Here is a 26,353-nt window from a genome sequence, read left to right on the forward strand (position 1 = left end):
GACGGGAAAGGCCTTGGGAAGAAGGGTCAACCGTCGACGATGCCTGACAGGCCCTGACGCTCAAGCAAGGCGTTCAGGTGCTCCCAGCCATGGAAGTCGATCTGCAGCTGGCCTTTGTTCTTGGCGCCCATCTTCAGGCTGACTTTGGTACCCAGGTGATCCGACAGCGCTTCTTCCATCCGTTTTACATCGCCGTTCTGGGCGGCGCCGTTGCGTTGGGGTTTGGCGGCGGGCTCGTCCGCCTCGCGGACCGAACGGCTGACCAGTTTTTCAGTTTCCCGGACCGACAAACGCTTGGCGATCACTTCGTTGGCCAGCAGGATCTGCGTGGCGGCATCCGTGGCCAGCAGTGCCCGGGCATGGCCCATATCAATGTCGCCGGCAAGCAGCATGGTTTGCACCGGACCTGCCAGATTCAAAAGACGCAGCAGATTGCTGGTTGCCGGCCGGGAACGCCCAATAGCCTGCGCAGCCTGGTCATGCGTGAGCCCGAACTCATCAAGCAGGCGCCGTACCCCTTGGGCTTCTTCCAGGGGATTCAGGTCTTCCCGCTGTATGTTTTCGATCAGGGCCATGACAGCCGCGTTTTCGTCGGGCACTTCGCGCACCAGCACCGGCACTTCCGCCAAGCCCGCGAGCTTGGCCGCGCGGTAGCGTCGTTCGCCCGCAATGATTTCGTACTTGCCGCTGTCTTTGCCCGCCAGAGGCCGCACCAGAATGGGCTGCATGATGCCCTGGGCGCGGATGGAGTCGGCCAGCTCGTTCAACGCGCCTTCGTCCATGCGTGTGCGCGGCTGATACTTACCGGCTCGCATCAGCCCTACTTTAAGGGTGGACGGCAGGTTGCTTTCAGGTTCGGATCGGCCAAGGTTGCCAATGGCGGGGGCGTCCTCACCCAGCAATGCCTCCAGCCCGCGTCCCAAGCCTTTGGGTTTTCTCGTTGCCATAGTGTGTGTTCCTTTTCAGATCCGGTTAAATGCGTGGCCGTGCCTGCTGGCGCAGGGCTTCCTTCTTGACACGCTTGATAAGCTCATCGCCGAATTCGGTATATGCCTTTGCACCGCGTGAATTCTTATCGTAGACAATGCCGGGCAAACCATGACTGGGCGCTTCCGCCAGGCGCACGTTGCGCGGTACGATCGTATCGAAGACCCTGTCGCCGAAATGGGCCTCTATCTGCGCCGACACCTGTTGCTGCAGGGTAACCCGCGCATCGAACATGACCCGCAACAAACCAATCAACTGGAGTTCCGGATTGATATTGCGGTGCACCCGCTTGATGGTATTGACCAGGTCGGACAGGCCTTCCAGCGCGAAATATTCGCACTGCATGGGTATGATGACCCCATGTGCCGATGCCAGGCCATTGAGCGTCAGCAAGGACAGCGTTGGCGGGCAGTCTATCAGCACAAAGTCATAGTCATCGCCCACCTGGACAATGGCTTGCTTAAGCTGCTGTTCGCGGTCATCCATCTGGATCAAATCAATTTCCGCACCCGAAAGCTCCCGGTTCGCCGGCAGGACGTCGTACCCCCCCGCCTCTGAGCGAACCCGGGCCTGGGCAATGGTGACATCGCCGATCAGCACTTGGTAAAGATTCTGCTCTACTTTGTTTTTGTCGACACCGCTGCCCATGGTTGCGTTGCCTTGGGGGTCCAGATCGATCAGCAGCACCCGTTTGCCTAATGCAGCCAGTGCCGCGGCAAGGTTGATGGCAGTGGTGGTTTTCCCCACACCGCCTTTCTGGTTTGCAATGCAAAATACATTGGCGGTGGACATACTCTGACTCATAGGTTTCCTTGACGGCTCATCCAAACCAGGCAGCGCTGGGCGTTCAACTCGGGTACAGACAATGTTTCGATGCGGCTAATATGCCATGGGGTGTTCTGTTGCAAGGCCTGCGCTTCGTCATGGGGCTCACGCCCTTTCATGGCGACCAAGTGCCCTTCCGGCCCGACATGGCGTCCGGCAAGGGTAGCAAAATCGGCCAGTGATGCAAACGCGCGGGAAACCACAATATCGGCTTCAAACACGGGCATGCTTTCGATGCGGCGGTGCTGCGCTTGCAAGTTGGGCAAACGCAGTACACCAGCCATTTGCCGGACAAACGCCATCTTCTTTTCAACCGCATCAATGCAATGCACTTGCCAGTTTGGCTGCATGATCGCCAGCACAACACCAGGCAGACCGGCGCCAGAACCGACGTCCACGACAAGTCTGTTTGATACTGTGTTTTTATCCAGTATATTGAGTAAAGGCCTTAGTACTGAAAGGCTATCGAAAACGTGCTGAACCAGCATCTGTTCCGGATCGCGCAATGCCGTTAGATTATAGGTTTTATTCCAACGTTGCAGTTGCGCTAAATAGGTCAAAAGCATGTCAGCCTGCTGGGCATCGATATCTATCTTTAATGCTTGCCCCGCAGCAAGTAAACGCTGCCTGAATTGTTCCGCTGCGGCCATTACGCTGCTTTCTTCCGATACTGCAGTCGTTTGATGTGAATCAGCAACAAAGAGATAGCCGCCGGCGTAACACCGGAAATCCGACTGGCCTGCCCTATCGTTTCAGGCCGGCTCGCTTTAAGACGCTGCCGCACCTCGATAGATAGGCTGGTGATGGCATCATAATCAATATCCACGGGAATCAATTGGGATTCCTGTTCTGCCTGCCGGTCGATTTCTTCCTGCTGCTTTGCGACATAGCCGGCGTACTTGATCTGTATTTCCACCTGCTCTGCGGCCACAGCGTCGGACAAGCCGGGACCTGCCACCAAGCTGCCGTCTTCCTTGTGCAAAGCCATGAGTGCTTTGTAGCTGACTTGCGGCCTTTTCAACAGATCATGCATTGAATGCTCTTTTTCCAACTGCTTACCCAATAGCGCTTCTGCAGCATGCTGGGTCAAGGTCTTGGGGTTGATCCAGGCGGATTTAAGCCGTTCTGTTTCACGTGAAACATCATCGCGCTTCCTGTTGAACAAGTCCCATCTATGATCATCAACCAGACCGAGTTCGCGCCCTATTTCAGTCAAGCGCATATCCGCGTTATCTTCACGAAGACTAAGGCGATACTCCGCACGCGAAGTAAACATGCGATACGGTTCGGTGACTCCACGGGTGATCAGGTCGTCAACAAGTACGCCAAGATAAGCTTCGTTTCGCTTGGGGCACCATCCCTCTTCGCCCCGGGCTTGCCGAGCCGCATTCACTCCAGCCAACAACCCTTGTGCAGCCGCTTCCTCATATCCTGTGGTTCCGTTGATCTGGCCCGCAAAGAACAGGCCCTTTATCGCCCGTGTTTCCAGAGTCGAGCTGAGTTCACGTGGATCAAAGTAGTCATACTCAATGGCATACCCTGGGCGCATGATCACCGCATTTTCCAAACCCGGTAGTGTTCTTATCAGCGCAAGCTGAATATCGAATGGCAAGCTGGTAGAGACACCGTTTGGATATATTTCTTGAGTGGTTAGCCCTTCCGGTTCCAGGAATATCTGATGGCTGGACTTATCGGCGAAGCGATGAATTTTGTCCTCGATGGAAGGACAGTACCTGGGGCCTATCCCTTCTATGGTGGCACTATCGCTATACATGGGAGAACGATCCAGGCCCGATCGAATGATATCGTGTGTTCTTTCGTTGGTGTGGGTAATCCAGCACGGAAGCTGCTCTGGATGCATGGATGCCGAACCCAGGTAAGAAAATACCGGAATAGGATCCGTATCGCCCGCCTGCACCTCTGTCTTGCTGAAGTCTATGCTTCGTGCATCGATCCTGGGGGGTGTCCCAGTTTTTAAACGACCCTGCGGTAACTTCAATTCTTTCAGCCGCTGGCCCAAAGTGATAGCAGGCGGATCGCCGGCACGCCCTGCGGAATAATGGTCTAGTCCCACGTGAATCAATCCGTTCAAGAAGGTCCCCGCAGTCAGTACCACGGTTCGTCCCCTGAACTTCAGACCAATTTGCGTTACCGCGCCCACAACCCGGTCGCCCTCCAGCATCAAGTCATCGACAGACTGCTGAAAGATGGTGAGGTTAGCTTGATTCTGCAGTGTCGTCCTGATGGCCATCCTATAAAGGGAACGGTCGGCCTGGGCCCGGGTAGCACGGACTGCCGGCCCCTTGGATCGATTCAGCACTCTGAACTGAATACCAGCCTGGTCGGTCGCATAGGCCATTGCTCCACCAAGAGCATCGACCTCTTTAACCAAGTGGCCTTTCCCTATACCGCCGATAGAGGGGTTACAAGACATCTGACCCAGTGTTTCCATATTGTGGGTCAAGAGCAGGGTGGACGCACCCGTGCGTGCCGCAGCCAGAGCGGCTTCGGTGCCGGCGTGACCGCCACCTACGACAATCACGTCAAATTCGTCTGGATAAATCATTGTTCGCTCGAGCGAAAGAGGCTTAACGTCTTATTATACTTCGGCTACTCCTGACTGTTCCACGTGAAACCATTCAGAAGTTATTTTAAGAAAGAACGTGCAAAGTGAGTCCAGAGTTGTTTCACGTGGAACCATCCATCAGTGATCTATAAGGGAACATAGAAGTGGTATCGGTGTGTTCCACGTGGAACACAGGTTTCCAGCGATTCGGAACAACGGGAACTGAAAAGCACGCACAGAAGAAAGCGTCTGCTCAAATAATGCCCACACTAGGACCCTCTGTACATATTCTGCTCAAGGCCTCGCTGTGGATAAGGTTGGGGATAATCAAGAGGATAAGTTGTGTATAGTTAGGGATGCAGACTATGCATGGTCAACGTCCCATTGCATGGTGGCACGCTGAGCAGAAATGAAAGCATACTGCCAATATTCAGGCGGGTTATGGGTTTTCTTCTGAAGCGATCGGCCTGTGGATAATACTGTGGACAGCCCAGTGCATATATTCAGGATAACTTCAGTGCGGTACTGGCAAAGAAAGGAGAACAAAAGCAGGGTGACGCACAAAGAAAAACGCCCACGCTTGCGGCGAGGGCGTTTGCCAGTGTGAACACGCTATGGCGCTACACAAAATCAGGCAAGGATTACAGCGGGCGAATCTCGGCTGCTTGGGGACCCTTGGGGCCATCCTTGACTTCAAACTCGACTTCCTGGCCTTCATTCAGGCTGCGGTAGCCGCGTCCTTCGATTGCCGAGAAATGAGCGAATACGTCGGTGCCGCCTGCGTCGGGTGTAATAAAACCGAAGCCTTTGTCGGCGTTAAACCACTTAACTTTGCCCTTTTGAGCCATGATGTGTAGCGTCCTAAAAATAAACAAAAATGCAATTAACCAAGGACGCTGACTCGAACCTAGACCATCAAGAAACAATAGGCAAGAATTGATTTAAGCCTAAAGTTTTACTGGCTGCTAACCGCGAAATTGCGTACGGCTTGATTATTACTGCAGGTGTGAGCATAACCATGCCTAATGGCTTTATCAAATGATAGTTAACCCCAATGTGGTATTTTTCCGTCATGCAACATTGTGGCCACAATAAGCAGGTAGTGCCAAGCTTACGCTATGCATTTATCGATACTTTCTTCATTAAAAAACTAACAGAGATCATGAACTTTACTTCCAAGCTGCCCGACGTCGGTACCACTATTTTCACCGTCATGAGTCAACTGGCAACCGAGCATCAAGCCATCAACCTGGGGCAGGGCTTTCCGGACTTTGATCCCGACCAAGCCTTGCTGGATCTGGTTACCCAGGCCATGCAGGATGGCTATAACCAGTATCCCCCCATGGCGGGGGTACTGGCCTTGCGTCAACAAATCTCGACAAAGGTACAGACCCTATACGGACACGGCTATGACCCCGACACCGAGATCACCGTCACCAGCGGCGCCAGCGAAGCCCTGATGGCCAGCATTCTGGCGTTTGTCCAGCAAGGCGATGAAGTGGTCATTATTGAACCCTTCTACGATTTATACATACCCGCCATTCAATTGGCAGGCGGGAAGCCGGTGATCGTACCTATGCTGGCGCCTACGCTGGATACCCCTTCCTACCGCGTGGATTGGCAACGGGTTCGTGAAGCCATCACGTCTAAAACCCGGATGTTGATCCTTAACTTCCCGCACAATCCCACTTGTATCAATCTGACCGCGGACGACCTGGACAAGCTGGAAGATATTGTCAAGGAAACAGGCATTCTGCTTTTGTCCGACGAAGTCTATGAACACCTGGTGTTTGATGGCCAGCCCCATCAAAGCCTTGCCAGCCGCCCCTTGCTGGCCGCCCATGCCATTATTGTGTCGTCCTTCGGCAAAACCTATAGCGCTACTGGCTGGAAAATCGGTTATTGCTGTGCACCCAAAGCTATTTCCACTGAAATTCGCAAAGTACACCAGTTCATGGTGTTCACGGTGACATCCCCCATGCAAGTCGCCCTGGCGGGCTATATGAAAAACGAACGGGCTTATGCCGGCTTATCGGCGTTCTACCAAGAAAAGCGCGATCGTTTGGCCAATGGCTTGGCCAGCACCCGCTTTGTTCCCATGCATAGTCAAGGGACCTTTTTCCTGCTGGCCGATTACAGCGCAGTCTCGGATCTGCCCGAAGCCGAGTTTGCGCGTTGGATGACAGTGGAGCATGGGGTAGGCGTTATTCCTGTATCGGCTTTCTATCGGACACCGGACGCACCCGAATCCAACCATAAGCTGATTCGGTTTTGTTTTGCCAAGCGGGACGACACCCTGGATGCAGCAATTGAAAAACTGGTTCGCATTTAAAGCCCTATCACTTTCATACATGCCCGCTGTTGCGGGCTTTTTATTGACCCGATGAAGTATACATGTAGCGTGAAAGCCGGGCTGGACGGGATTTGGGCAGTAATGTTTTAGCTGTTCTTTATCTTTTCTATATATAAAGACTAATGATAATGGGTGTCTGTGGATAACTCGAACAAGCATGAAACCCTTATATTTTTCAATAGGCTGCAGGATTATTCAGGCGGGCATAAGTCATGTTTTCAAGAAGGATGAAATCAGGATAACTTTTCTTGCCAGGGAAAAGCGATGAGTTGTCCCTGCCTCATCCACAAGCTGTGCACAATTTCCCTTCCTAAGAGTTATCCACAGGTCTTGGCAGGTTTTCATTCGCCATTTATATTGTGACATTATGTAAATAAACCCATTTGCGCGCTGATCGCAGCCGTCTACAATGTCTTGACACCGTCCGTATAGGTGGCTTATGACGACCCGATACGATGTAAGCGGGGCACAAGGCTGGTTGGAACCTGGATCCAATGGCCTCGTGCTGGCGAACAAGCTGGGGATACGCGATCCGGCTGACATAGACGAGGCCGAACTGGTACTGCTGCAGAAGCTGTACGAATCCGTCTTGCGGGACCACCTTCCGCAGGGCCGTATCACGGCCCATCATCTAAGGACCTGGCACCGGCGTTGGCTGGGAAATGTCTATGCGTGGGCGGGGCAGGTACGTACGGTAAACATGAGCAAGGGCGGATTTCCGTTTGCACCGGCCGCGCAAGTGGCCAGGCTGCTGGGTAGCTTCGACCGCGATTGTCTGGCCCAATATACGCCCTGCACGGCTTATGGACACGAACAGCTGGTAGAAGCCATTGCCGTGACGCATGTGGAGTTTATTTTGATGCACCCCTTCAGGGAGGGCAATGGGCGGATTTCACGCTTGCTGGCCGACGTCATGGCTGTGCAGGCCGGGCATGGCCCGCTGGACTACAGCAGTTGGGAGCAAAACCGGCCGGACTACATTCTGGCCATACAGCAGGGCTTGGGCCGTAACTACGAGCCGATGAAATTCTGGACTGCGCGTGCGCTGGAACCGGCCTAGTTGGCAGTGGCCAGGTTAAGTTGCTGGTACTTGCTGGTTTGCGCCTTGAGCAAGGCTTCAAGCTCTTTGATGGACTGACCCGTTTCGATCGCCGTCGAGCTGGCCACGGCGCGTATGATGCGCGTTTGCGCGGGCTTTGCTGCCACTGCGGGTTTGGATTTCATTGAGTGAGTAAGTGCTTGAATTGTCTTGATTATAACTTTTCCCGGACACAATAAAAAGAAACGCGGGCCCGATTCGCGCCGCGTGTGAGATTAGTACGACAGTTGCCTTCGCCCTAGCGGACCCCGCATCACTTCCCAATACAGAAACTGGAAAAAATCTCGCCCAGCAGGTCATCGCTGGTGAACTGGCCGGTGATCTGGCAGAGCGCTTCGTGGGCCAGGCGGAGTTCTTCGGCGAACAGGTCCAGCACGCGGTCGTTCTGGCTGGCGTGCTCTTCGGCCAGCGACAGGTGTTCGTTGGCGTGTTGCAGAGCGGTCAGGTGCCGTTCGCGTGCGAGCCAGGGAGATTCAGTGCCGGGGTTCCAGCCGGCGATGTCCAGGAGCTTTTGGCGCAAGGTGTCGAGCCCGGCCCCGGTTTTGGCCGAAATGCCCAGCGCCAGTTCCTGGCGGCCATCGCTGCTGTCTGGATGCGGCGTCTGCCCAGGTTCCGGCAGTAGGTCTATCTTGTTGAATACCTTGAGCACGGGTGTACGGGCGGGCAGCCGCTGGGTGATGGCGGTGTCGAGTTCGTCGTTCTGGGCGCGCGCGTCTTGCAGGTGGATGATGACGTTGGCTTTTTCGATTTCGGCCCAGGTCCGCGCGATGCCTATGCTTTCGACGGTGTCATCGGTGTCGCGCAGGCCGGCGGTATCCACGATGTGCAGGGGGACGCCTTGTATGTGGATTTGTTGTATGACTTTGTCGCGCGTGGTGCCGGCAATGGGGGTGACGATGGCGACGTCGTCGCCGGCCAGGGCGTTCAGCAGGCTGGACTTGCCCACGTTGGGCTGGCCGGCCAGTACGACGTGCAGGCCTTCACGCAGAATCATGCCTTGGCGGGCCTGTTGTGTCAGGTGGCGCAGGTCGTTCTGGATGGCCTCCAGGGCTTCGCGGGCCTGGTATTTTTCAAGAAAGTCGATTTCTTCCTCTGGAAAATCCAGGGTGGCTTCGACCAGCATGCGCAAGTGAACGATGCGGTCGCTCAGGGCATTGACGTGCTGGGAAAACGCACCGCTCAAAGAGGCCATGGCGCTGCGCGCCGCCGCCTCGGAGGACGCATCGATCAAGTCGGCGACGGCCTCGGCCTGGGCCAGGTCCAGGCGTTCGTTCAGGAAGGCGCGGTGGGTGAACTCGCCCGGCTCGGCGTGACGGATCCCCAGCGGCGCGCCAGCTTCCAGGCAGCGCGCCAGCAGACGGCGCAACACGGCGGGGCCGCCGTGGCCCTGCAGCTCGAGTACGTCTTCGCCGGTATAGGAATGCGGGCCCTTGAAGAATAGGGCGATGCCGGCGTCGATGGCGTCGCCGTGCCGGTCGTTGAAGGGCAGGTAATATGCGTGCCGGGCCTGGAGCGGTGTGTTGAACAGGGCGGCGAGCAAGGGTTCCAGATGGCTTCCCGACACGCGCACGACGCCGATACCGCCGCGGCCGGGGGCGGTGGCAATGGCAACAATGGGGTCGTGCGAACGCAAGGTCATGGCAGGTACTTGGTTGGAAAAGGGGAAAGCGTACTAATATTGCGGCAGAGACAGTTTATCTTGAACCAGGAGCCCTTATGCCATTTCTGATCGAAACCTTTGACAAGCCTCATACGCAAGCGCTGCGCCAGGCGTTGCGCGACAAGCATCTGGACTATCTGGAGGAGAACAAGTCCTTGTTGCTGGCTTGCGGCGCCAAGCTCGAGGATGACGGCACCGGAGGCACCGGCAGTGTCTATATTGTCGATCTTGAAACCCGTGCCGAAGCGGAAGACTTTGTGAACGCCGACCCGTTTGCGGCCGGCGGCCTGTTCGAGCGCACTGTGATTACACGCTGGCGCAAGGCCTATTTGAACGGCGAATGCTATCTGTAAGAAGTAGCCGCTACCGCCTGAAGTCATGTCGCAACTGAAGCTTTTCGAGGATTTCATCGCGCTTGCGCGGGCCAGAAGCTTTGTACGGGCGGCGGAAGCGCGTCATGTCACCCATCCCGCTTTCGGGCGCCGTATCCGCGCGCTGGAACGCTGGGCGGGCGCGCCGCTTGTCGATCGGTCGCAAGTCCCGGTCGTGTTGACGGAGCAGGGCGAGGTGCTGCTCAAGACCGCCTGTCAGGTCATTGAGCAGCTTCAGCGCGTGCGCAGCCAAATCTCGCTGCACGGCGGCGAGTCGCCGGACGCGTTGCGTATCGCCGCCGGAAGAAGCCTGGGACGCACGCTGGTGGCCGATTGGGTGGCCCGATTGCGCAAAAGCCGGCCGGCTGTGCTTGCACCGGCGACGCCCGTGGATATTTTCACGGGCATGATGGCCGATATGTCGGCCCGCCTGGCGCAAGGCAAGGCGGACTTCCTGGTGTGCTACGAGCATCCCGCAATGTCGCTGGAGCTTCATCCCGACAACTATCAATACATGACGTTGACAACCGATAAGCTGGTGCCGGTTTGCCAGGTCACGGCCCAGGGAAAGCCGCGCTATGCGCTGGAGGGGGGGCATGGCTCGCTGCCATTGATTGCCTATTCCAGGGGGCTCGCCATGGGGCGCATTGTGGGCGATCGGATTGAGACCATGCCTTATCCGCTGGTTCCTTCAATACGCTGTGATTCCCTGGATGCGGTACATGGCACGGTATCGAACGGGCTGGGCATTGCCTGGTTGCCTTGGTCCATGGTTGCGGCGGACTGCAGGCAGGGTTCCCTGGCCGTGCTGGGCGGCCGTAGCGAGCAGATTGCCTTCGAGGTGCGCTTGTACCGTTCACGCAGCCGGCTTTCCAATGTGGCCGAGGCGGTATGGAAGGCGATGGAAAAAAGATAATCAAGAAGAAGCATCGCTGGCCATCGTATTTGGCACGGCAATGTGCTGAATCAGCACGTCTACGATGAAAGGCTTGATCAGAATGTCCACTGGTCCACAAACGGACTGGTACGGATAGCGATATATCCGCGCATAGAGCGCCGGTCGACCACGATCGGTTTCATAAGAATAAAACAGGGACATACTATGAAGCGCTTTTTCTGTCGCGGCGCATTGGCCGCTTTATTATCTTCTTCGCTCCTCTCGGCCGCGGCGCCCTCGCACGCGGCCGGCTATCCCTCCAAGGCCATCACCATTGTCGTGGGCTACCCGGCCGGCGGCAGCGTGGACCTGACGGCGCGGGTATTCGGCGAAGCCTTGTCCGAGCGGTTGGGGCAAAGTGTGGTGATTGAAAACCTGGGTGGGGCCGGCGGCACCATTGGCGCCAATCGGGTCGCCCGTGCCACGGCCGATGGCTACACCTTGCTGGTAGGCTCCACCAACGAAATGGTCATTGCGGGAATGATCAACAGCGCGGTGCGCTACGATGGCCTGAAAGACTTTACGCCTGTCGGCATGATCGCAGCCCAGCCGATGATGCTGGTCGCATCCAGGGAAACCGGCGTGACGAATGCCGCCCAATACCTGGAGAAGCTCAAGCAGGGTGCGTCCGGCGCTTATACGTTTGGCTCTTCAGGCGTGGGCACGGCACTGCACTTGGCGGGGGAAATGATCAACGAATCGACCCAGACGCATGCCGAGCACATCCCCTACCGGGGCGTATCGCCCTTGCTGACGGACCTGGTAAGTGGACAGCTGGATTTTGGTGTCTTTGTCATGTCTTCGGGACTGCCGCATGTGAAGTCGGGCAAGGTTGTGGCGTTGGGCGTCACCGAGACGCAAGCCTCGCCGGCGGCGCCGGATATTCCCGCGCTGTCGGGCACGCCCGGATTCGAAAAAGTCGATATCAATGTCTGGTTCGGCTTGTATGGGCCCGCCGGCTTGCCCGATGATGTCGTCGCCGCATTGCGGTCGGCGCTCGACGATATTCTTCAGCAAGACGCTTTTCGCGAGAAGATGGCGGCCAGCGGCGCCACCTTGTATCAGCCCGGCATGGACGCCGCGCAATTCCAGGTGACGGAAACTGAAAAATACGGCCGCCTGGTCAAGCTGGCGAAGATTGAACGCCAGTAAGCCGGGTACATACATCCAGGGCAATCGACCATGAGTTTTGATCTTCCTTATCCCGATTTGGCGCAGGAGCGCCTGGGCAATACCGGCACCCCGGGAGTGTGGCATGTTGACTCGGGCCTGCCCGGGCGGACGGTGATGGTGACATCGCTGGTCCATGGCAATGAGCTGTGCGGGGCCTGGGCCCTGAAGACACTGCTTTCCAGTGGCCTGCGGCCCCGGCGAGGCGCATGGATACTGGCCTTCTGCAACCTGGACGGCTACGATCATTTTGACCTGCAGCGGCCTGATGCAAGCCGGTATCTTGACGAAGATCTGAATCGGGTGTGGCTGGATGAGCGGCTTGCGGCGGCCGGCAACCGCGAGCGCCGCCGCGCCGCCGAGCTGTTGCCATGGGTAAAGCGGGCCGATTGGTTGCTGGACCTGCATTCCATGCATGAGCCCAGCAAGCCCTTGCTGTTGACGGGTGTGCTGCCGCGCAATATTGCATTGGCCCGCACCCTGGCGGCGCCGGAACATGTGATTGTCGATGCGGGCCATAAAGATGGCGTGCGCTTGCGTGATTACGGCCGTTTCGGTGATCCGGGGGATGACGCCTGCGCGTTGTTGATTGAATGCGGCTACCACGGTGATCCGGATGCCCGCTGGGTGGCCGTTGACATGGTGGCCCGCATGTTGCGCGAGGCCGGTGTGCTGGACGCCGATCAGATTCCGCAAGACTGGCTTCGGCCCGACCCTTTGGCGCAACGTGTCCTGGAGGTGACGGATGCGGTTGTCGCGCCGTCCATGGACGTACGCTTCGCCCAGGATTGGCAAGGCCTGGAATGCCTGTCCAAAGCCGGCGCGCTGATCGGCTGGGCCGACGGCCAGCCGATCACGACGCCTTATGACAACTGCACCCTGGTCATGCCATCGCTGCGGCAGTTGCGCCCTGGGGTCACGGTGGTAAGGCTGGCCAGGGACTACTCGCCGTTGCCCCAGGCCCAGGCTGCGGCTGCTTCTTAGCCCAGCGCCTTGATGGCGGCCGCAACGCCCGCGCCATAGGCCGGATCGGCTTGCGTGCAGTGATCGATGTGGCGGTCCTGCACGTCTTTCGACACCCCTGAAATAGCACGCGCGGTATTGTCGAACAGTGCCTGCTTTTGCGTGTCGTTCATCAAGCGGAACAGATTGCCGGGTTGCGAGAAGTAGTCGGTATCTTCGCGGTGGTTCCAGTGGTCGGCCGCGCCTTCGATGGACAGCGGCGGTTCGCGGAACTCGGGCTGTTCCTGCCATTCGCCCTGGGTGTTGGGTTCGTTGCCCGTCGTGCGGCCGTAATTGCCATCGACGCGCATGGCGCCGTCGCGGTGAAAGCTATGGTACGGGCACTTGGGGGCGTTGACCGGGATCTGGTGATGGTTGACGCCCAGGCGATAGCGTTGGGCGTCGCCGTAGGAAAACAGGCGGGCCTGCAGCATTCTGTCGGGCGAGAAGCTGATGCCCGGCACCACATTGGCGGGGGTGAAGGCCGCCTGCTCGACTTCGGCAAAGAAGTTTTCGGGATTGCGGTTCAGCTCCAGAACACCGACTTCGATCAGCGGGTAATCGCCATGCGGCCAGACCTTGGTCAGGTCGAAGGGGTTAAGGTGGTAGGTGCCGGCTTCTTTTTCGGGCATGATCTGCACATAGACGGTCCAGCGCGGGAAGTCTTTGTTCTCGATGGCGTTGAACAGGTCGCGCTGCGAGCTTTCGCGGTCTTGGCCGACCAGTTCACAGGCCTGGGCGTCGGTCAGGTTCTTGATGCCTTGCTGGGTCTTGAAGGTGAACTTTACCCAGAAGCGTTCATTGGCGGCGTTGATGAAGCTGAACGTGTGGCTGCCGAACAGATGCATGTTGCGAAAGCCCGCGGGGATGCCCCGATCGCTCATGACGATGGTGACCTGGTGCAGTGCTTCGGGCAGGCCCGTCCAGAACTCCCAGTTGTTCTGGGCGCTGCGCATGCCGGTGCGAGGATCGCGCTTGACGGCATGGTTCAGGTCGGGGAACTTGAGCGGGTCGCGAAAGAAGAAGACGGGGGTGTTATTGCCCACCAGGTCCCAGTTGCCTTCTTCGGTATAGAACTTCATGGCGATCCCGCGAATGTCGCGTTCTGCATCCGCCGCGCCGCGCTCGCCCGCAACGGTTGAAAACCGGGCGAACATCGGCGTTTGCTTGCCGACTTCCGAAAAAATCTTGGCGCGCGTGTATTGGGTGATGTCGTGCGTGACGGTGAACGTGCCATATGCGCCCGCGCCCTTGGCGTGCATGCGGCGCTCGGGGATGACCTCGCGGTCGAAGTGCGCCAGTTTTTCAATCAACCATACGTCCTGCAGCAAGGCGGGACCGCGAGGGCCTGCAGTCTGGATATTTTGATTATCGACAACGGGCGCGCCAGCCGCGGTAGTGAGTTTTTTCATGATGGGCCTCCTGGGAGTGGTGTATGACGAAACGATTCGACGGCTTTGATCCTGGCGTACCTGTGTGAATGCCAAGCACCGTGTCGAACGCATGGAGGCAGTCTACCGATCTACGGCCCGATAGTAAAATTGATTAATTGACTTGAATCAATAGTTATTGACTATATGGACGGCGCTGACACAAAAGGGGGTGATACCTCGGCGCTCGACGCGGATCAGAATGCCGCGGCGTAGATGCCGTAGGCGTCTTCTTCAGTCACGTCCCGGGGGTTGTTGCCCAGCAGGCGCGTCTGCTTCATGGCTTCTTGGGCCATGTGCCGCAGGTCGTGTTCTTGCACGCCGACCTGGCGCAGGGTGGTTTCGATGCCGGTGGCCTGAGCCAGGGAGTCGGCGTAGGCGATCAGGGCGTTGGTCTTGGCTTCGTCGCTGCCGGCAGGGCCCGGCACGATGATGTCGGCGAGCTCGGCGTACAGGCGGGACGCCGCGGGGGCATTGAAGCGCAGCACATGCGGCAAGACCAGGGAATTGGACAGGCCATGCGCGACATGGAAGATGCCGCCTATGGGGTAGGCCAGGGCGTGCACGGCGGCCACCGGCGCGTTGGCGAAGGATTGGCCCGCCAGCATCGCGCCCAGCAGCATGGCTTCCCGGGCCGCCAGGTCCTGGCCGTTGCGGCAGGCCGGCAGCAAGTTGGCGGACAGCAGTTGCAAGGCTTTGACGGCCAGCATGTCGGAGATGGGATTCTTCAGATGCTTGCTGGTATAGGCTTCGATGGCATGGACCATGGCGTCGATGCCGGTGGCGGCAGTGGCCTTGGGCGGCAGGCCGGTGGTGAGCTGTGCGTCCAGAATGGCCAGGTCGGCGTACAGCACGGGCGACACGACGCCGGATTTGGTGGTTTCGCCCGTGGTGACGATAGAGATGGGCGTGACTTCGGAGCCGGTGCCCGCTGTGGTGGGAATCTGCACCAGGGGCAGCCGCGGGCCGCGCACGTTGCCGATGCCGTACATGTCCGGCAGGGGTTGGTCGGAACCCAGCAAGAGGGCAAGCAGCTTGGCCACGTCCATGGAAGACCCGCCGCCCACCCCCACGACGACTTCGGCGTCGGCCTGGCGCGCGCGATCGGCGGCGGCCAGCACGACATGCTCCGGCGGGTCTGCCACGACGTCGTCGATAATGCTGACCTGCCAGCCGACCGTTTCCAGGCTGGCCAGCGCCGGATTCAGCAGGCCGCTTTGGTGCAGATGGCGATCGGTGACCAGGCAAAGCCGGGTTTGCGCATAGCGCTCGCGCAGCAGCGGCCCCAGTCGTTCCATCGCGCCGGTTTCCACCACAATGTCGGCCACGGTACGGAATGCGAATGGGTTCATTGTGCAGGTCTCCTGAATGAGCGCTAGACGCCCAGATACGTTTGCAGTTGCGGCCGTTGCGCGTCCAGTTGTGCCGAGTCGCCCGACCAGACCACATGGCCTTTTTCGACAATATAGTGCTGATCGGCCAGTGTGAGCAGGGAATTCAGGTTCTTGTCGATACAGATGATGGTCAGCCCCAGCGCCTTGAGCCCCGCCAGGCATTGCCAGATCTCCGCGCGAATGAGCGGCGCCAGCCCTTCCGTGGCTTCGTCCAGGATCAGCAGGCGGGGGTTGGTCATGAGGGCGCGTCCGATGGCCAGCATCTGCTGTTCGCCGCCCGACAGGTTGGAGCCCAGGTTGCCGGCCCGCTCGGCCAGGCGGGGGAAGAGCGAGAAGATGCGTTCCAGCGTCCAGGGCGACGCCGAACGCTGCCGGTTATGGGCGGTGGCGACCAGGTTTTCGCGCACGCTCAGGTTGGGGAAAATCTGCCGCCCTTCGGGTACCAGCCCCATGCCGGCGCGCGCCACTTTGTACGATGGCAGGCCGATGATTTCCCGCCCGTCGAAATGAATGGAACCCTGGGTGGGCTGAATCAGCCCCATGATGGTCTTGACGCTGGTCGATTTGCCCATGCCGTTGCGGCCCAGCAGGGTAACGAACTGGCCCGGCATGACGGTGAAGTTCATGCCGAACAAGGCCTGGCTTGGTCCGTAAAAGGCATGGATGTCGCGGACCTCGAGCATGGCGGCGGTCATTCGTCACCTCCAAGGTAAGCGGCCCTGACGTCCGGGTTGGCGCGTATCTCGTCCGGCGCGCCGCATACAATGCTGCGCCCGTACACCAGTACGGTAATGCGGTCGGCCAGCCTGAAGACGGCGTCCATGTCGTGCTCGACCAGTACGATGCCGTACTGGCCTTTAAGGCTGTGCAGCAGGGTGGTCATCTGCAGGGATTCCGCCTGGCTCATGCCGGCCATGGGTTCGTCGAGCAGCAGCAGCCGGGGCTGTCCGGCCAGCACCATGGCCAATTCCAGCTGGCGCTGTTCCCCGTGCGCCATGTCGGAAACCGGGACATGCAGGCGGTCTTTCAGGCCGACGCGCTCCAGCGCTTGCTCGGCCGGCTCGACCAGCGAAGCTTGGCGCGAGGTGGGCGACCAGAAGCGGAAACTGTGGCCTTGGTGGGCCTGGACCGTGAGCATGACGTTCTGCAGGGCGGAAAATTCAGAGAACACCGAGGTGATCTGGTAAGAGCGGGCGATGCCGCGCAGCGCCCGCTGCTCCACGCGTTCCGCCGTGATGTCGTGGCCATTGAACAGGATCTGGCCGGCGTCCGGCTTGATTTCGCCGGCCAGTTGCGTGATCAGCGTGCTTTTGCCGGCCCCATTGGGTCCGATGACGGCATGGATTTCACCCGGCCGCACGTCGAAATCGAAGTGGTCGGTGGCCGTCAGCCCGCCGTAGCGTTTTACCAGTTGCTTGACGGTCAGTAGGCTCATGCCGGCTCCTTGCGTTCGGCGGCCGGTTTGCCGCGGCGCTGGTCAAGGGTCTGCAGTATGCCCGCGACGCCCAGGCGGCTGGTGATGATGATGATGACGATCAGGGGGCCGAACAGGGCCATCCAGTGTTCCGTCAGCGCCTTGAGTCCCTCTTCGGTCAGGATCATGGCAAGCGCGCCGAACAGCGGCCCGAACAAGGTGCCCATGCCGCCCAGCATGACCATCACGATAAGCTCGCCCGACATGGTCCATGACATATAAGATGGCGAGCCGAACTGGGTCAGGTTGCCGTAAAGCAGTCCGGCCACGCCGCACAGCGCGGCCGAGATGACATAAATGGCCAGGCGGTAGCGATAGGTGGGATAACCCAGGGCCTTCATGCGCTGCTCATTGCTTTTGCTGGCACGGATCACGACGCCGAAGCGCGAGTGCACCAGGCGGTGGCATCCGTACAGGCAAAGGCAAAGCAGAATGAACGAGGTGAAGTACAAGCTGCGCGGATCGGTCAGGATCATGCCGCTGAAGTCGCTGCCGCTGGCCAGCCGCAGGCCGTCGTCCCCGCCGTACTGGCTTAGGCTGACAAACAGAAAGTAGAACATCTGGGCAAAAGCCAGCGTGATCATGATGAAGGAGATGCCCGAAGTGCGCAGCACGATGCTGCCGGTGAACAGGCCCACCAGACTGCACACGGCCAGGGTGACCAGCAGTTGCAGCCAGCCGTTGTCGATGCCATGAAAGCTCAGGATGGCTGCGGCGTACACGCCCAGCCCCAGGTATAGCGCGTGCCCGAAGCTGACCAGCCCGCCATAGCCCAGGATCAGGTTCAGGGACAGGGCGGCAATGGCAAAAATCAGGATGCGGGTAATCAGGGTGACCACAAAGGGGTCGGCCATGCTGCGCGCATACAGGGGCACCAGCGCAAGCCCGGCCAGCAGGCATGCGCTGATCACACCACTGGTGGACCACTTTTGCGGAAGAAGGGAAGACAGTCGCATGAGGCGTGTGTGGTTCAGGTGTTATGGACGGGAAACAGGCCCTTGGGCTTGATGGCCAGTACCACGGCCATGAGCAGGTAGATCATCATGGAGGCCAGGGCGGGGCCGGCGATATCGGCGCTGCTGCGTTCCAGAAAGCTGCGCAGCAGCGTGGGCAGCAGCGTGCGGCCGAGCGTATCGACCACGCCGACGATCAGGGCCGCATAGAAGGCGCCGCGTATGGAGCCGATGCCCCCGATGACGATGACCACCATGGTCAGGATAAGAATAGGCTCGCCCATGCCGGCCTGGACCGACATGATGGGTCCGGCCAGCAGGCCGGCCAGTCCCGCCAGGACTGCGCCCAGGGCGAACAGCAGGGAGTTGAGCAGGACGATATTGACGCCCAGCGCGCCGACCATGGCCCGGTTGGTGGCGCCGGCGCGGATGAGCATGCCGACGCGGGTACGGTGTATGAGCAGGTAGCAGCCCAGCGCGATCAGCAGGCCGGAGCTGATGATGACGAAGCGGTAGGCGGGATAGCGTATCCCGAACAGATTGATGGCGCCGGACAGGAATTCGGGCACGTCCATGTAGTAGGGGGACGGCCCCCAGATCATGCGGGCGATCTCATTGAAGAACAGGATGAGCCCGAAGGTGGCCAGCACCTGGTCCAGGTGATCGCGCTGGTAAAGCTTGCGAAGCGCGATCCATTCCACCGCCAGCCCCAGTGCCATCATGGCGGGAATGAGCAACAGCGCCGCCAGCAGGAACGAGCCCGTGGCGTTGTACAGCGATGCGGCGAAGAAGGCCCCCATCATGTACATGGAGCCATGGGCCAGGTTGACGAAGCTCATGATGCCGAAGACGAGGGTCAGGCCGGCCGCCATGAGGAACAGCAGCACGCCCAGCTGGAGACCGTTCAGCGATTGAATTACAAATAGGGTCAGGCTCAATGGGGCCTCCGGAACAACTAGGCCGGCCAGCCTTGCGGCTGGCCGGCGGGCGGGTTTACTTCATAGGGCACTGATCCGGGAAGCCGGCGCGCGTCTGGATGACGATGGGCGTCTTGGCCTGGAGCTCGGCGCCGTCGGGGCCTTCGACCACGTCGACGCGGTAGAACGGTGCGTCGGGGAACTGGTTCGACGCGAACTTGAAGTCGCCCCGCACCGAATCGAAATCGGCGGCTTTCAGCGCGGCCAGGACTGCGTCTTTGTCGTCGAGCTTGCCCTTGACCTTTTCCAGCGCCGAAGCGATCAGGTTGGCGGCATCGTAGGACTGCGCGGCGTACATGGAGGGCTGCCGCTTGTAGGCCTTGACGAAGGCGTCGACGAACTGCTTGTTCTGGGCGTTGTCGATATTAGGCGCGTAGGGGGCGCTGGTAATGGCGCCCACCGCCAGCGATTTGAGCGCCGGCAGGGTGGAGCCGTCGATGGTGGACACCGAGATCAGCGGCACCTTGCCCAGCAGGCCGGCCTGGCGGTATTGCTTGACGAAGTTGACCCCCATGCCGCCGGGATAGAACACATAGACGGCGTCGGGCGACGCGGCCTGCAACTGGGCGATTTCGGCTGAATAATCGGGCTGGTTGACCTGGGTGTAGACCTCGTCGATGACATTGCCGGTGTAGTCGCGCTTGAAGCCCGACACGGCGTCGCGGCCAGCTTGGTAGTTGGCGGCCATGACGTACATGTTCTTGTAGCCCAGGTCGGTGGCCAGCTGGCCACCCGCTTCGTGAAGCTGGTCGTTATCCCAAGAGGTGGAGAAAAAGTACGGCGAGCAGGCCTTGCCGGCGATGGGGGCTGGCCCCGCGTTGGAACCGATAAAGAAGACCTTGGCGTCGGTGATGGGTTTATGAATGGCCATCATGACGTTGGAGAAGGTGACCCCCGTGATGATGTCGACATTCTCGCTTTTAAGCAGCTTGGTGGCCGCCTGCACGCCGACATCGGGCTTGAGCTGGTCGTCTTCGCGCACGATTTCGACGGGCACCCCGCCCAGCTTGCCCCCATTTTGCTGGATGGCCAGCATGAAGGCGTCGTACTGGTCCTGGCCCAGTGCCCCGCCCGGCCCTGACAGCGTACCGATAAAGCCGATTTTGACGGATTCTTGCGCAAAGCTGGCCGTGGTGGCGCCGAGCGTGCCGCATAGCACAGCGGCGGCCAGGCTATGGCGCAGAAAGCGGCGGCGCCTTGCAGGCGAAGTGGCGAGGTTCATGGTGTCTCCTGTTCGCATAGAGGCTAGCGAAGATGTTGTTCTGGATAATCAATTTAAATAGGTGCTGCCATGGCCGTGGGTTTTCTGGCGGCACAGATGACAGCGTACCGCAAAATTACATTAAGCCTAAAGCTTTTTCCATCGGGAAATACCCAATGAACGAATGGGGCCCAAGGGGGCGTTTTTGCCTTGGGGCGGCCCGGCGGGACAGAAAGCCCCCACGCTGCGCAGGCAGGTACCTGCTTGCTGCCCCCCAAGGGGGTGTTTTTTGCCTTGAGACGGCCCGGCGGCAAAAAAAGCGCCTCCGGAAAGGGAGGCGCTTGGGAAGGCGGAGCCTGCGATCAGCGATTGGCGGCCGCGGTTTCTTTGTCGAGCTTGTGCATGATGTAGCGTTGCTGGGCGATGGACACCGCGTTATTCACGCACCAGTAAAGCACCAGCCCGGCGGGGAAGAAGAACATCATGCCGCCGAAGACCAAGGGCATGATCATCATGATCTTGGCCTGTGTGGGGTCCGGCGGCGTGGGGTTGAGCTTGATCTGCAGGAACATGGTTGCCATCATGAAGGCCGGCAAAATGAACCACGGATCGCGCACAGACAGATCTTGAATCCACAGGATCCAGGGCGCGCCGCGCATTTCCACGCTGCCCAGCAGCACCCAGTACAGCGAAATGAAGACCGGGATCTGCACCACCATGGGCAGGCAGCCGCCCAGCGGGTTGATTTTCTCGGTCCGGTACATCTCCATCATGGCGGCGTTCAGCTTGGCCTTGTCGTCGCCGAATTTTTCGCGCAGCGCCTGCAGGCGGGGCGTGACCTGCTTCATCTTGGCCATCGAGCGGTAGCTGGCGGCCGACAGGGGGTAGAACACCAGCTTGATCAGGAAGGTCAGTGCAACAATGGTCCAACCCCAGTTGCCCAAGATGGCGTGCAGCCAGGTCATGATTTTGAACAAAGGCTTGGCGATAATGGTCAGCCAGCCATAGTCGACCACCAGCTCGAGCCCGGGGGCCAGCTCGCTCATGGCTTTCTGGTCCTGCGGGCCGACCCACAGGTGGGCGTCCACAGCCAGGTTCTGGCCGGGCTGAATGGTGCCCACGTTCTCGATGCTGCGGATGGCGTACAGATTGGTGGACAGGCGCAGCGCTTCGTTGTGGCGCACTTTGCCTTCGGGGGGAACCCACGCCGATGCAAAATAATGCTGGACCATGCCTATCCAGCCATTGTCGGCCTGTTTGGTATAGCTGGATTTGCCCTTGTCGATGTCCGAGAACGTGATCTTCTGGAACTTGTCGTCGGCCGAATACAGGGCGGGACCGGTGAAGGTGCTGTAGAACGACGACTTATCGGACGGGTCGTTGCCATCGCGCGCCAGCTGCAAGTACAGCGACGGCGTAATGGGTGCCGTGCCCAGGTTGTGGATGTCGTGCTGGACGTCGATATCGTAGCGGCCCTTGTGCAGGGTGTAGGTCTTGACGACCTTGACATCGCCGGACTCGGCCTCGAACACGACCTTGAGCATGTCGCCCGTCAGGGTGTTTTCGGACGACACCAGCCTGAACGGCGTCAGATGGGTGGGATAGCTTTGCCCATCCGCGGCGCCGATGACGCCCGTTTGCGCAAGGTAGATCGAGGTGCTGGAGTTGTCCAGCAGGACCATGGGCTCGTCCTTGCTGCCGGGGGCGGTGTATTTGACCAGCTCCGCCTTGACCAGTTGGGCGCCCATCGTGTCGAAGGTCAGATCATAGACATCTGTTGTGATGTTGATTTTTTGCGATGCGGCGGTGGCGGGCGCCGGGCTGTCGCTGGCGGGCACGGCGGCCTCGCCTGCCGCCGCCGGCGCGGCCGGTGTGCTGGGCGCTGCGTTGGGTACGCTGGGATCCGGTGCGGCCGCTGGTTGCGGCGCCTCGGCCGTCTGTGTGGCCGTCGAACTGGCGCCAAACAATGAGGGCCTGCCATTATGCACTTGCCAGTTATTCCATAACAGCAAGAGCGAGAGAGAGAAAATCATCCAGAGGACGGTGCGTCGGATATCCATAGCGCCTGTTTTTGAGTTAAAGCCGAGCAAAAGCCCAACAGTTTAACGTAGCCCAGCTGAATCTCAGATGAGCGGGGATTTATACGAAAAAAACAACCGCGAGCCGGGCCGCGCCACCGGCGGCTCAACCATGCCGGTGGCGCGGCTTCGGTTCGGGGACCGGGTCGTATCCGCCCGGGCACCAGGGCTGGCAGCGGCCAATGCGGCGTACTGCCAGCCATAAGCCTTTCAGGGCTCCATGCGTTTCGATTGCTTCTATTGCGTACTGCGAGCACGTGGGGGTGAAGCGGCAGCTTCTGCCCACCCATGGGCTTAAAAAATACCGGTAGAACCGGATGGGGGCGATGAGCAAGGCCTTGATCATTGCATGGCCCGGTCAAGCAGCATGTCGACCTCGTCGCGCACCTGTTTCTTCAGCGCCGTCAGGCTGACGGGCATGACTTTGGTGTGCAGCCTGAACACCAGATCGCGGGCGGGCAAACTGTGCCGCTTGTGGCGGAAAGCCTCGCGAATCACACGCTTGATTGTATTGCGGGTGACCGATCGGGCCGCAAAACGCTTGGCGATGATCAGCCCGAGCCGGGCGGAAGAGGCGGGAATAAGGTCCGGACCTGAGCGTGGCGTCGTAACAACGAACAACGCCCCTCTGGCAAGACGCTTGCCTTTAAGGGCCAGCGCATACTCGGAGGGGCGGTGCAAGCGGGCCGCAGCGGGAAACGTGGCACGCATCGAGGCTGTTTCACCAGCCATGGGGCCAGCCGGCCGGGGCGGTAAGCGGCAGGCTTAAACAGCCAGCTGCTTGCGGCCTTTGGCGCGGCGCGCGTTGATCACGGCACGGCCGCCGCGGGTTTTCATGCGGACGCGAAAGCCGTGGGTGCGTTTGCGACGGGTAACTGAAGGTTGAAAAGTGCGTTTCATGAATAATCCAAAATAAAAGAGCTGCCAAAAACCAGTGTTGATCCGCCGCTTGGACACGTAGGGATTCTTAAGGCGAAGCCCTACGAATTCCTGGCTTGAATCCGGCAAGAGGCTGGCGCGGACCCGTCTTGGGCACGCACCCCCAGGGATTCCGGGCTTGTGTCCGCGGGGCGCCCCCGGGGCACAAGGCCCGGATGCATGCCGGGCAATACTGGTTTGGGTGTTAAAAATTCGGTGTACAGCCCGCCATTTCATCAAATTTTTGGTGTTTAGTCAAATGGTTAGCGCCTTTACACGGTATCTGGATTGTCCGGCCTGTGGATAACTAGGCCTTCGACAGGGTAGAATCGAGGTTTACAGAAGTGGTGGACATGAAAGATTTTTGGCAGACTTGCGTCCAGCGACTGGAGCAGGACCTACCTCCGCAGCAAATAAGCGCCTGGATACGCCCCCTGGTACCGCTTGCGTTCGACGAGACGCAGGCGGTGCTGCGCATTTCCGCGCCGAACCGGTTCAAGCTGGACTGGGTGCGCAAGAATTTTTCGCATCAGATAGAAACGCTGGCCGCCGAATGGTACGAGCGTCCAGTGCAGGTTGCGTTCGAGCTGGCCAGCGGCGGGGGGGCGTCGCGCGGTCCTGCCGCCAGCCGTGCGCCCGCGCCTGCTGCCGCTGCGTCAGCACCTATCGTGCCCGGCGCGCCCGCCCCCGTTGCGGCCAGTGCGACCCCGGCTGCGGCGGCGGTCAATGCCGCCGTCGAACTGGCGCACGACCGCTCGCGCTTGAACACCGATCTGACCTTCGATAATTTCGTGACCGGGAAGGCCAACCAGTTGGCCCGCGCGGCCGCCCTGCAGGTTGCCGAGAACCCGGGCGTGTCATATAACCCGCTGTTCCTGTACGGTGGCGTGGGCCTGGGTAAAACCCATCTGATCCACGCCATCGGCAACACCCTGCTGGCCAACGGCACCGGGACCCGGGTGCGGTATGTTCATGCCGACCAGTACGTGTCCGACGTGGTCAAGGCCTATCAGCGCAAGGCGTTCGACGAATTCAAGCGTTATTACCATTCGCTGGATTTGTTGCTGATTGACGACATTCAATTCTTCGCCGGCAAGAACCGGACCCAGGAAGAGTTCTTCTATGCGTTCGAGGCCATGGTCGCGCAGCGCAAGCAAATCATCATTACGTCCGACACTTACCCCAAGGAATTGGCCAATATCGACAGCCGGCTGATCTCCCGCTTCGATTCAGGCCTGACGGTGGCCATCGAGCCGCCCGAGCTTGAAATGCGGGTGGCGATCTTGCTGCACAAGGCCGCCACCGAGGGCGTGACCATGCCCGAGGAGGTCGCCTTCTTCATTGCCAAGCATCTGCGCAGCAATGTGCGCGAGCTTGAAGGCGCGCTGCGCAAGGTGTCGGCGTATGCCCGCTTCCACGGGCGCGAAGTGCTTACTGTCGATGTCTGCAAAGACGCCCTGAAAGATTTGCTGTCCGTGTCCAACGGGCAGATCACGGTCGAGAACATACAAAAGACCGTGGCCGACTTTTACAAGATCAAAGTGGCCGACATGTATTCCAAGCGCCGGCCCGCCAACATTGCCATGCCGCGTCAGGTGGCCATGTACCTGGCCAAGGAACTCACACAAAAAAGCCTGCCCGAAATTGGCGATTTGTTCGGCGGGCGGGATCACACGACCGTGCTGCATGCAGTGCGTAAAATTGCCGATGCCAGGTCCAAGCAGACCGAGCTCAACCACGCTCTTCACGTATTAGAACAAACCTTAAAAGGATAACCATGCAACTCGTACAAGCGACTCGTGATGCATTGCTCAAGCCCTTATCGACCGTAGCGGGAATTGTCGAAAGAAGGAACACGCTGCCGATCCTGGCCAATATTCTGCTGCGTAAAGAAGGCAAGAGCGTGGCGTTCATTGCCACCGACCTCGAGGTTCAAATCACCACCCATGCCGAGTTCGGCGTGGGCGACGAGAACGAGTCGACGACGGTTGCCGCGCGCAAACTGCTGGACATCCTGCGCGCTTTGCCCGAATCGGGCGATATCAAGCTGGGCCTGGCCAGCGCCAAGCTGTCGGTACAGTCGGGCAAAAGCCGTTTTGCCCTGCAGACGCTGGGCGCCACCGAATTTCCCACCCTGGCCCAGCCCGAAAAATGGGATGTGTCGTTCTCGCTGCCGCAGAAAACGCTGAAGCACCTGTTCAACATGGTGCATTTCGCCATGGCCCAGCAGGATATCCGCTATTACCTGAACGGCTTGCTGTTTGTGTTCGAGCCGGGTTTTGTGCGCACCGTTGCCACCGATGGCCACCGCCTGGCGCACAGCGGCACAGCGGTCGATGGCATTGAAGGCAAGCACGACGTGATCGTGCCGCGCAAGACGGTCCTGGAAATGCAGCGCCTGCTTGCCGACACCGATGAGCCGGTATCCATCGATGTCGCCGTCGGCCAGATCCGCTTCCGCTTTGGCGACGTCGAGCTGGTGTCCAAGCTGGTCGAAGGCAAGTTCCCCGACTTCACCCGCGTCATCCCCAGCAACTACACGCGGCACTTCGCGGTCAATCGCGAAATACTGCAGGGCAGCTTGCAGCGCGCCGCCATTCTGACCACCGACAAGCTCAAGGGCGTGCGCCTGCAGCTGTCGGACAACCAGTTGAAGATTTCCTCGTCGAACGCCGAGCAGGAAGAGGCGCAGGAAGAGATCGATATCGATTACAGCCACGAGCCGCTGGATGTGGGTTTCAACGTCAGCTACCTGCTCGACGTCCTGGCCAACGTCAAGACCGAAACAATACAGTGGTCGGTACAGCCCGATGTCAACGCGTCGGCGCTGATCACGTCGCCGGAAGACGACCAGTTCAAATACGTTGTCATGCCGATGCGCATTTAAGTCCCCGGAATGTCACGTTGCACGAAGCGTGCCCGGGCCGCATGGCCCGGAGCGCTTCAATAGCCGCAAGG

General features: G+C 59.4%; 26 protein-coding genes. 8 read left to right on the forward strand and 18 right to left on the reverse strand.

Annotation, left to right across the window (positions count from 1 at the left end; genetic code table 11):
• Positions 1 to 26 precede the first annotated feature (26 nt).
• The 5 genes from RE432_RS04520 to RE432_RS04540 all read right to left on the reverse strand — a co-directional run bounded on the left by RE432_RS04520 (position 27) and on the right by RE432_RS04540 (position 5,226).
• Positions 27 to 947 (reverse strand): ParB/RepB/Spo0J family partition protein, encoded by a 921-nt coding sequence (locus RE432_RS04520; RefSeq protein ID WP_310932026.1) that lies wholly within the window; start codon positions 945 to 947, stop codon positions 27 to 29.
• A 25-nt stretch (positions 948 to 972) separates the two neighbouring features.
• Positions 973 to 1,791 carry an AAA family ATPase gene (locus RE432_RS04525; RefSeq protein ID WP_310932027.1) on the reverse strand — a complete coding sequence of 273 codons (819 nt, stop codon included), beginning with the start codon at positions 1,789 to 1,791 and terminating at the stop codon, positions 973 to 975.
• On the reverse strand, positions 1,788 to 2,462 hold the full coding sequence (gene rsmG, locus RE432_RS04530) for a 16S rRNA (guanine(527)-N(7))-methyltransferase RsmG (RefSeq protein ID WP_310932029.1): 675 nt from the start codon (positions 2,460 to 2,462) through the stop codon (positions 1,788 to 1,790). The genes RE432_RS04525 and rsmG overlap by 4 nt, the downstream gene beginning before the upstream one ends.
• Positions 2,462 to 4,378 (reverse strand): tRNA uridine-5-carboxymethylaminomethyl(34) synthesis enzyme MnmG, encoded by a 1,917-nt coding sequence (gene mnmG, locus RE432_RS04535; protein WP_310932030.1) that lies wholly within the window; start codon positions 4,376 to 4,378, stop codon positions 2,462 to 2,464. Before mnmG ends, rsmG begins: the two co-directional genes overlap by 1 nt.
• Positions 4,379 to 5,019: 641 nt before the next feature.
• Entirely contained in the window at positions 5,020 to 5,226 is a 207-nt protein-coding gene (locus RE432_RS04540) for a cold-shock protein (protein WP_013743985.1), read from the reverse strand.
• Positions 5,227 to 5,540: 314 nt separating this feature from the next.
• On the opposite strand from RE432_RS04540, the gene RE432_RS04545 reads away from it, so the two are divergent.
• Both RE432_RS04545 and RE432_RS04550 read left to right on the forward strand, forming a co-directional pair.
• On the forward strand, positions 5,541 to 6,710 hold the full coding sequence (locus tag RE432_RS04545; protein ID WP_310932031.1) for a methionine aminotransferase: 1,170 nt from the start codon (positions 5,541 to 5,543) through the stop codon (positions 6,708 to 6,710).
• 460 nt (positions 6,711 to 7,170) lie between these two features.
• Complete coding sequence (locus RE432_RS04550; protein ID WP_310932032.1) at positions 7,171 to 7,791, forward strand: Fic family protein; 621 nt, start codon at positions 7,171 to 7,173, stop codon at positions 7,789 to 7,791.
• Here the strand turns inward: RE432_RS04550 and RE432_RS04555 are convergent.
• Positions 7,788 to 7,955: a hypothetical protein gene (locus tag RE432_RS04555; RefSeq protein ID WP_310932033.1), complete on the reverse strand. Its 168-nt coding sequence runs from the start codon at positions 7,953 to 7,955 to the stop codon at positions 7,788 to 7,790. The genes RE432_RS04550 and RE432_RS04555 overlap by 4 nt on opposite strands.
• 128 nt (positions 7,956 to 8,083) lie before the next feature.
• Entirely contained in the window at positions 8,084 to 9,469 is a 1,386-nt protein-coding gene (mnmE, locus tag RE432_RS04560; RefSeq protein ID WP_409079811.1) for a tRNA uridine-5-carboxymethylaminomethyl(34) synthesis GTPase MnmE, read from the reverse strand.
• Positions 9,470 to 9,546: 77 nt separating this feature from the next.
• Here mnmE and RE432_RS04565 point away from each other — a divergent pair, with 77 nt between their 5' ends.
• From RE432_RS04565 to RE432_RS04580, 4 genes are all read left to right on the forward strand, one after another.
• Entirely contained in the window at positions 9,547 to 9,843 is a 297-nt protein-coding gene (locus tag RE432_RS04565; protein ID WP_310932034.1) for a YciI family protein, read from the forward strand.
• Positions 9,844 to 9,868: 25 nt separating this feature from the next.
• Positions 9,869 to 10,777, forward strand: coding sequence for a LysR substrate-binding domain-containing protein (locus RE432_RS04570; protein WP_310932035.1), 909 nt, complete (start codon positions 9,869 to 9,871; stop codon positions 10,775 to 10,777).
• A gap of 186 nt (positions 10,778 to 10,963) precedes the next feature.
• Positions 10,964 to 11,950 carry a tripartite tricarboxylate transporter substrate binding protein gene (locus RE432_RS04575; RefSeq protein WP_310932036.1) on the forward strand — a complete coding sequence of 329 codons (987 nt, stop codon included), beginning with the start codon at positions 10,964 to 10,966 and terminating at the stop codon, positions 11,948 to 11,950.
• Between the two features lie 30 nt (positions 11,951 to 11,980).
• Positions 11,981 to 12,952 carry a succinylglutamate desuccinylase/aspartoacylase family protein gene (locus RE432_RS04580; protein ID WP_310932037.1) on the forward strand — a complete coding sequence of 324 codons (972 nt, stop codon included), beginning with the start codon at positions 11,981 to 11,983 and terminating at the stop codon, positions 12,950 to 12,952.
• Here RE432_RS04580 and RE432_RS04585 read toward each other — a convergent pair.
• From RE432_RS04585 to rpmH, 11 genes are all read right to left on the reverse strand, one after another.
• Complete coding sequence (locus RE432_RS04585; RefSeq protein WP_310932038.1) at positions 12,949 to 14,382, reverse strand: catalase; 1,434 nt, start codon at positions 14,380 to 14,382, stop codon at positions 12,949 to 12,951. The two genes, RE432_RS04580 and RE432_RS04585, sit on opposite strands and share 4 nt — an antisense overlap.
• A 215-nt stretch (positions 14,383 to 14,597) precedes the next feature.
• Positions 14,598 to 15,752 carry an iron-containing alcohol dehydrogenase gene (locus RE432_RS04590; RefSeq protein ID WP_310932039.1) on the reverse strand — a complete coding sequence of 385 codons (1,155 nt, stop codon included), beginning with the start codon at positions 15,750 to 15,752 and terminating at the stop codon, positions 14,598 to 14,600.
• 23 nt (positions 15,753 to 15,775) lie between these two features.
• Complete coding sequence (locus tag RE432_RS04595) at positions 15,776 to 16,489, reverse strand: ABC transporter ATP-binding protein (RefSeq protein WP_310932040.1); 714 nt, start codon at positions 16,487 to 16,489, stop codon at positions 15,776 to 15,778.
• Positions 16,486 to 17,229 carry an ABC transporter ATP-binding protein gene (locus RE432_RS04600; RefSeq protein WP_310932041.1) on the reverse strand — a complete coding sequence of 248 codons (744 nt, stop codon included), beginning with the start codon at positions 17,227 to 17,229 and terminating at the stop codon, positions 16,486 to 16,488. The genes RE432_RS04595 and RE432_RS04600 overlap by 4 nt, the downstream gene beginning before the upstream one ends.
• Positions 17,226 to 18,224: a branched-chain amino acid ABC transporter permease gene (locus RE432_RS04605; RefSeq protein WP_310932042.1), complete on the reverse strand. Its 999-nt coding sequence runs from the start codon at positions 18,222 to 18,224 to the stop codon at positions 17,226 to 17,228. The genes RE432_RS04600 and RE432_RS04605 overlap by 4 nt, the downstream gene beginning before the upstream one ends.
• Positions 18,225 to 18,238: 14 nt before the next feature.
• Positions 18,239 to 19,159 carry a branched-chain amino acid ABC transporter permease gene (locus RE432_RS04610; protein ID WP_310932043.1) on the reverse strand — a complete coding sequence of 307 codons (921 nt, stop codon included), beginning with the start codon at positions 19,157 to 19,159 and terminating at the stop codon, positions 18,239 to 18,241.
• 55 nt (positions 19,160 to 19,214) lie between these two features.
• The gene (locus RE432_RS04615; RefSeq protein ID WP_310932044.1) at positions 19,215 to 20,420 is read right to left on the reverse strand and encodes an ABC transporter substrate-binding protein; all 1,206 of its coding nucleotides are present in this window, start codon (positions 20,418 to 20,420) and stop codon (positions 19,215 to 19,217) included.
• 341 nt (positions 20,421 to 20,761) lie between these two features.
• The gene (gene yidC, locus RE432_RS04620) at positions 20,762 to 22,459 is read right to left on the reverse strand and encodes a membrane protein insertase YidC (RefSeq protein WP_310932045.1); all 1,698 of its coding nucleotides are present in this window, start codon (positions 22,457 to 22,459) and stop codon (positions 20,762 to 20,764) included.
• A gap of 124 nt (positions 22,460 to 22,583) precedes the next feature.
• Entirely contained in the window at positions 22,584 to 22,823 is a 240-nt protein-coding gene (gene yidD / locus RE432_RS04625) for a membrane protein insertion efficiency factor YidD (protein ID WP_310932046.1), read from the reverse strand.
• Positions 22,820 to 23,188, reverse strand: a complete 369-nt coding sequence (rnpA, locus tag RE432_RS04630; RefSeq protein ID WP_310933028.1) for a ribonuclease P protein component — start codon at positions 23,186 to 23,188, stop codon at positions 22,820 to 22,822. Before rnpA ends, yidD begins: the two co-directional genes overlap by 4 nt.
• Before the next feature lie 54 nt (positions 23,189 to 23,242).
• A complete protein-coding gene (rpmH, locus tag RE432_RS04635) occupies positions 23,243 to 23,377 on the reverse strand; it encodes a 50S ribosomal protein L34 (protein WP_128355903.1) in 135 nt (44 codons plus the stop codon).
• 371 nt (positions 23,378 to 23,748) lie between these two features.
• Here rpmH and dnaA point away from each other — a divergent pair, with 371 nt between their 5' ends.
• Complete coding sequence (gene dnaA / locus RE432_RS04640) at positions 23,749 to 25,170, forward strand: chromosomal replication initiator protein DnaA (protein ID WP_310932047.1); 1,422 nt, start codon at positions 23,749 to 23,751, stop codon at positions 25,168 to 25,170.
• A 2-nt stretch (positions 25,171 to 25,172) separates the two neighbouring features.
• Complete coding sequence (dnaN, locus tag RE432_RS04645; protein ID WP_310932048.1) at positions 25,173 to 26,282, forward strand: DNA polymerase III subunit beta; 1,110 nt, start codon at positions 25,173 to 25,175, stop codon at positions 26,280 to 26,282.
• Positions 26,283 to 26,353: the final 71 nt, after the last annotated feature.

It is taken from the genome of Pusillimonas sp. SM2304 (assembly GCF_031628915.1).
GTDB lineage: Bacteria > Pseudomonadota > Gammaproteobacteria > Burkholderiales > Burkholderiaceae_B > Pusillimonas_C.

Bases quoted from the DNA above. Each gene is read 5' to 3' on its own strand.
- RE432_RS04520 (WP_310932026.1), bottom strand. From the start codon at position 947: ATGGCAACGAGAAAACCCAAAGGCTTGGGACGCGGGCTGGAGGCATTG.
- RE432_RS04525 (WP_310932027.1), bottom strand. From the start codon at position 1,791: ATGAGTCAGAGTATGTCCACCGCCAATGTATTTTGCATTGCAAACCAG.
- rsmG (WP_310932029.1), bottom strand. From the start codon at position 2,462: ATGGCCGCAGCGGAACAATTCAGGCAGCGTTTACTTGCTGCGGGGCAA.
- mnmG (WP_310932030.1), bottom strand. From the start codon at position 4,378: ATGATTTATCCAGACGAATTTGACGTGATTGTCGTAGGTGGCGGTCAC.
- RE432_RS04540 (WP_013743985.1), bottom strand. From the start codon at position 5,226: ATGGCTCAAAAGGGCAAAGTTAAGTGGTTTAACGCCGACAAAGGCTTC.
- RE432_RS04545 (WP_310932031.1), top strand. From the start codon at position 5,541: ATGAACTTTACTTCCAAGCTGCCCGACGTCGGTACCACTATTTTCACC.
- RE432_RS04550 (WP_310932032.1), top strand. From the start codon at position 7,171: ATGACGACCCGATACGATGTAAGCGGGGCACAAGGCTGGTTGGAACCT.
- RE432_RS04555 (WP_310932033.1), bottom strand. From the start codon at position 7,955: ATGAAATCCAAACCCGCAGTGGCAGCAAAGCCCGCGCAAACGCGCATC.
- mnmE (WP_409079811.1), bottom strand. From the start codon at position 9,469: ATGACCTTGCGTTCGCACGACCCCATTGTTGCCATTGCCACCGCCCCC.
- RE432_RS04565 (WP_310932034.1), top strand. From the start codon at position 9,547: ATGCCATTTCTGATCGAAACCTTTGACAAGCCTCATACGCAAGCGCTG.
- RE432_RS04570 (WP_310932035.1), top strand. From the start codon at position 9,869: ATGTCGCAACTGAAGCTTTTCGAGGATTTCATCGCGCTTGCGCGGGCC.
- RE432_RS04575 (WP_310932036.1), top strand. From the start codon at position 10,964: ATGAAGCGCTTTTTCTGTCGCGGCGCATTGGCCGCTTTATTATCTTCT.
- RE432_RS04580 (WP_310932037.1), top strand. From the start codon at position 11,981: ATGAGTTTTGATCTTCCTTATCCCGATTTGGCGCAGGAGCGCCTGGGC.
- RE432_RS04585 (WP_310932038.1), bottom strand. From the start codon at position 14,382: ATGAAAAAACTCACTACCGCGGCTGGCGCGCCCGTTGTCGATAATCAA.
- RE432_RS04590 (WP_310932039.1), bottom strand. From the start codon at position 15,752: ATGAACCCATTCGCATTCCGTACCGTGGCCGACATTGTGGTGGAAACC.
- RE432_RS04595 (WP_310932040.1), bottom strand. From the start codon at position 16,489: ATGACCGCCGCCATGCTCGAGGTCCGCGACATCCATGCCTTTTACGGA.
- RE432_RS04600 (WP_310932041.1), bottom strand. From the start codon at position 17,229: ATGAGCCTACTGACCGTCAAGCAACTGGTAAAACGCTACGGCGGGCTG.
- RE432_RS04605 (WP_310932042.1), bottom strand. From the start codon at position 18,224: ATGCGACTGTCTTCCCTTCTTCCGCAAAAGTGGTCCACCAGTGGTGTG.
- RE432_RS04615 (WP_310932044.1), bottom strand. From the start codon at position 20,420: ATGAACCTCGCCACTTCGCCTGCAAGGCGCCGCCGCTTTCTGCGCCAT.
- yidC (WP_310932045.1), bottom strand. From the start codon at position 22,459: ATGGATATCCGACGCACCGTCCTCTGGATGATTTTCTCTCTCTCGCTC.
- yidD (WP_310932046.1), bottom strand. From the start codon at position 22,823: ATGATCAAGGCCTTGCTCATCGCCCCCATCCGGTTCTACCGGTATTTT.
- rnpA (WP_310933028.1), bottom strand. From the start codon at position 23,188: ATGCGTGCCACGTTTCCCGCTGCGGCCCGCTTGCACCGCCCCTCCGAG.
- rpmH (WP_128355903.1), bottom strand. From the start codon at position 23,377: ATGAAACGCACTTTTCAACCTTCAGTTACCCGTCGCAAACGCACCCAC.
- dnaA (WP_310932047.1), top strand. From the start codon at position 23,749: ATGAAAGATTTTTGGCAGACTTGCGTCCAGCGACTGGAGCAGGACCTA.
- dnaN (WP_310932048.1), top strand. From the start codon at position 25,173: ATGCAACTCGTACAAGCGACTCGTGATGCATTGCTCAAGCCCTTATCG.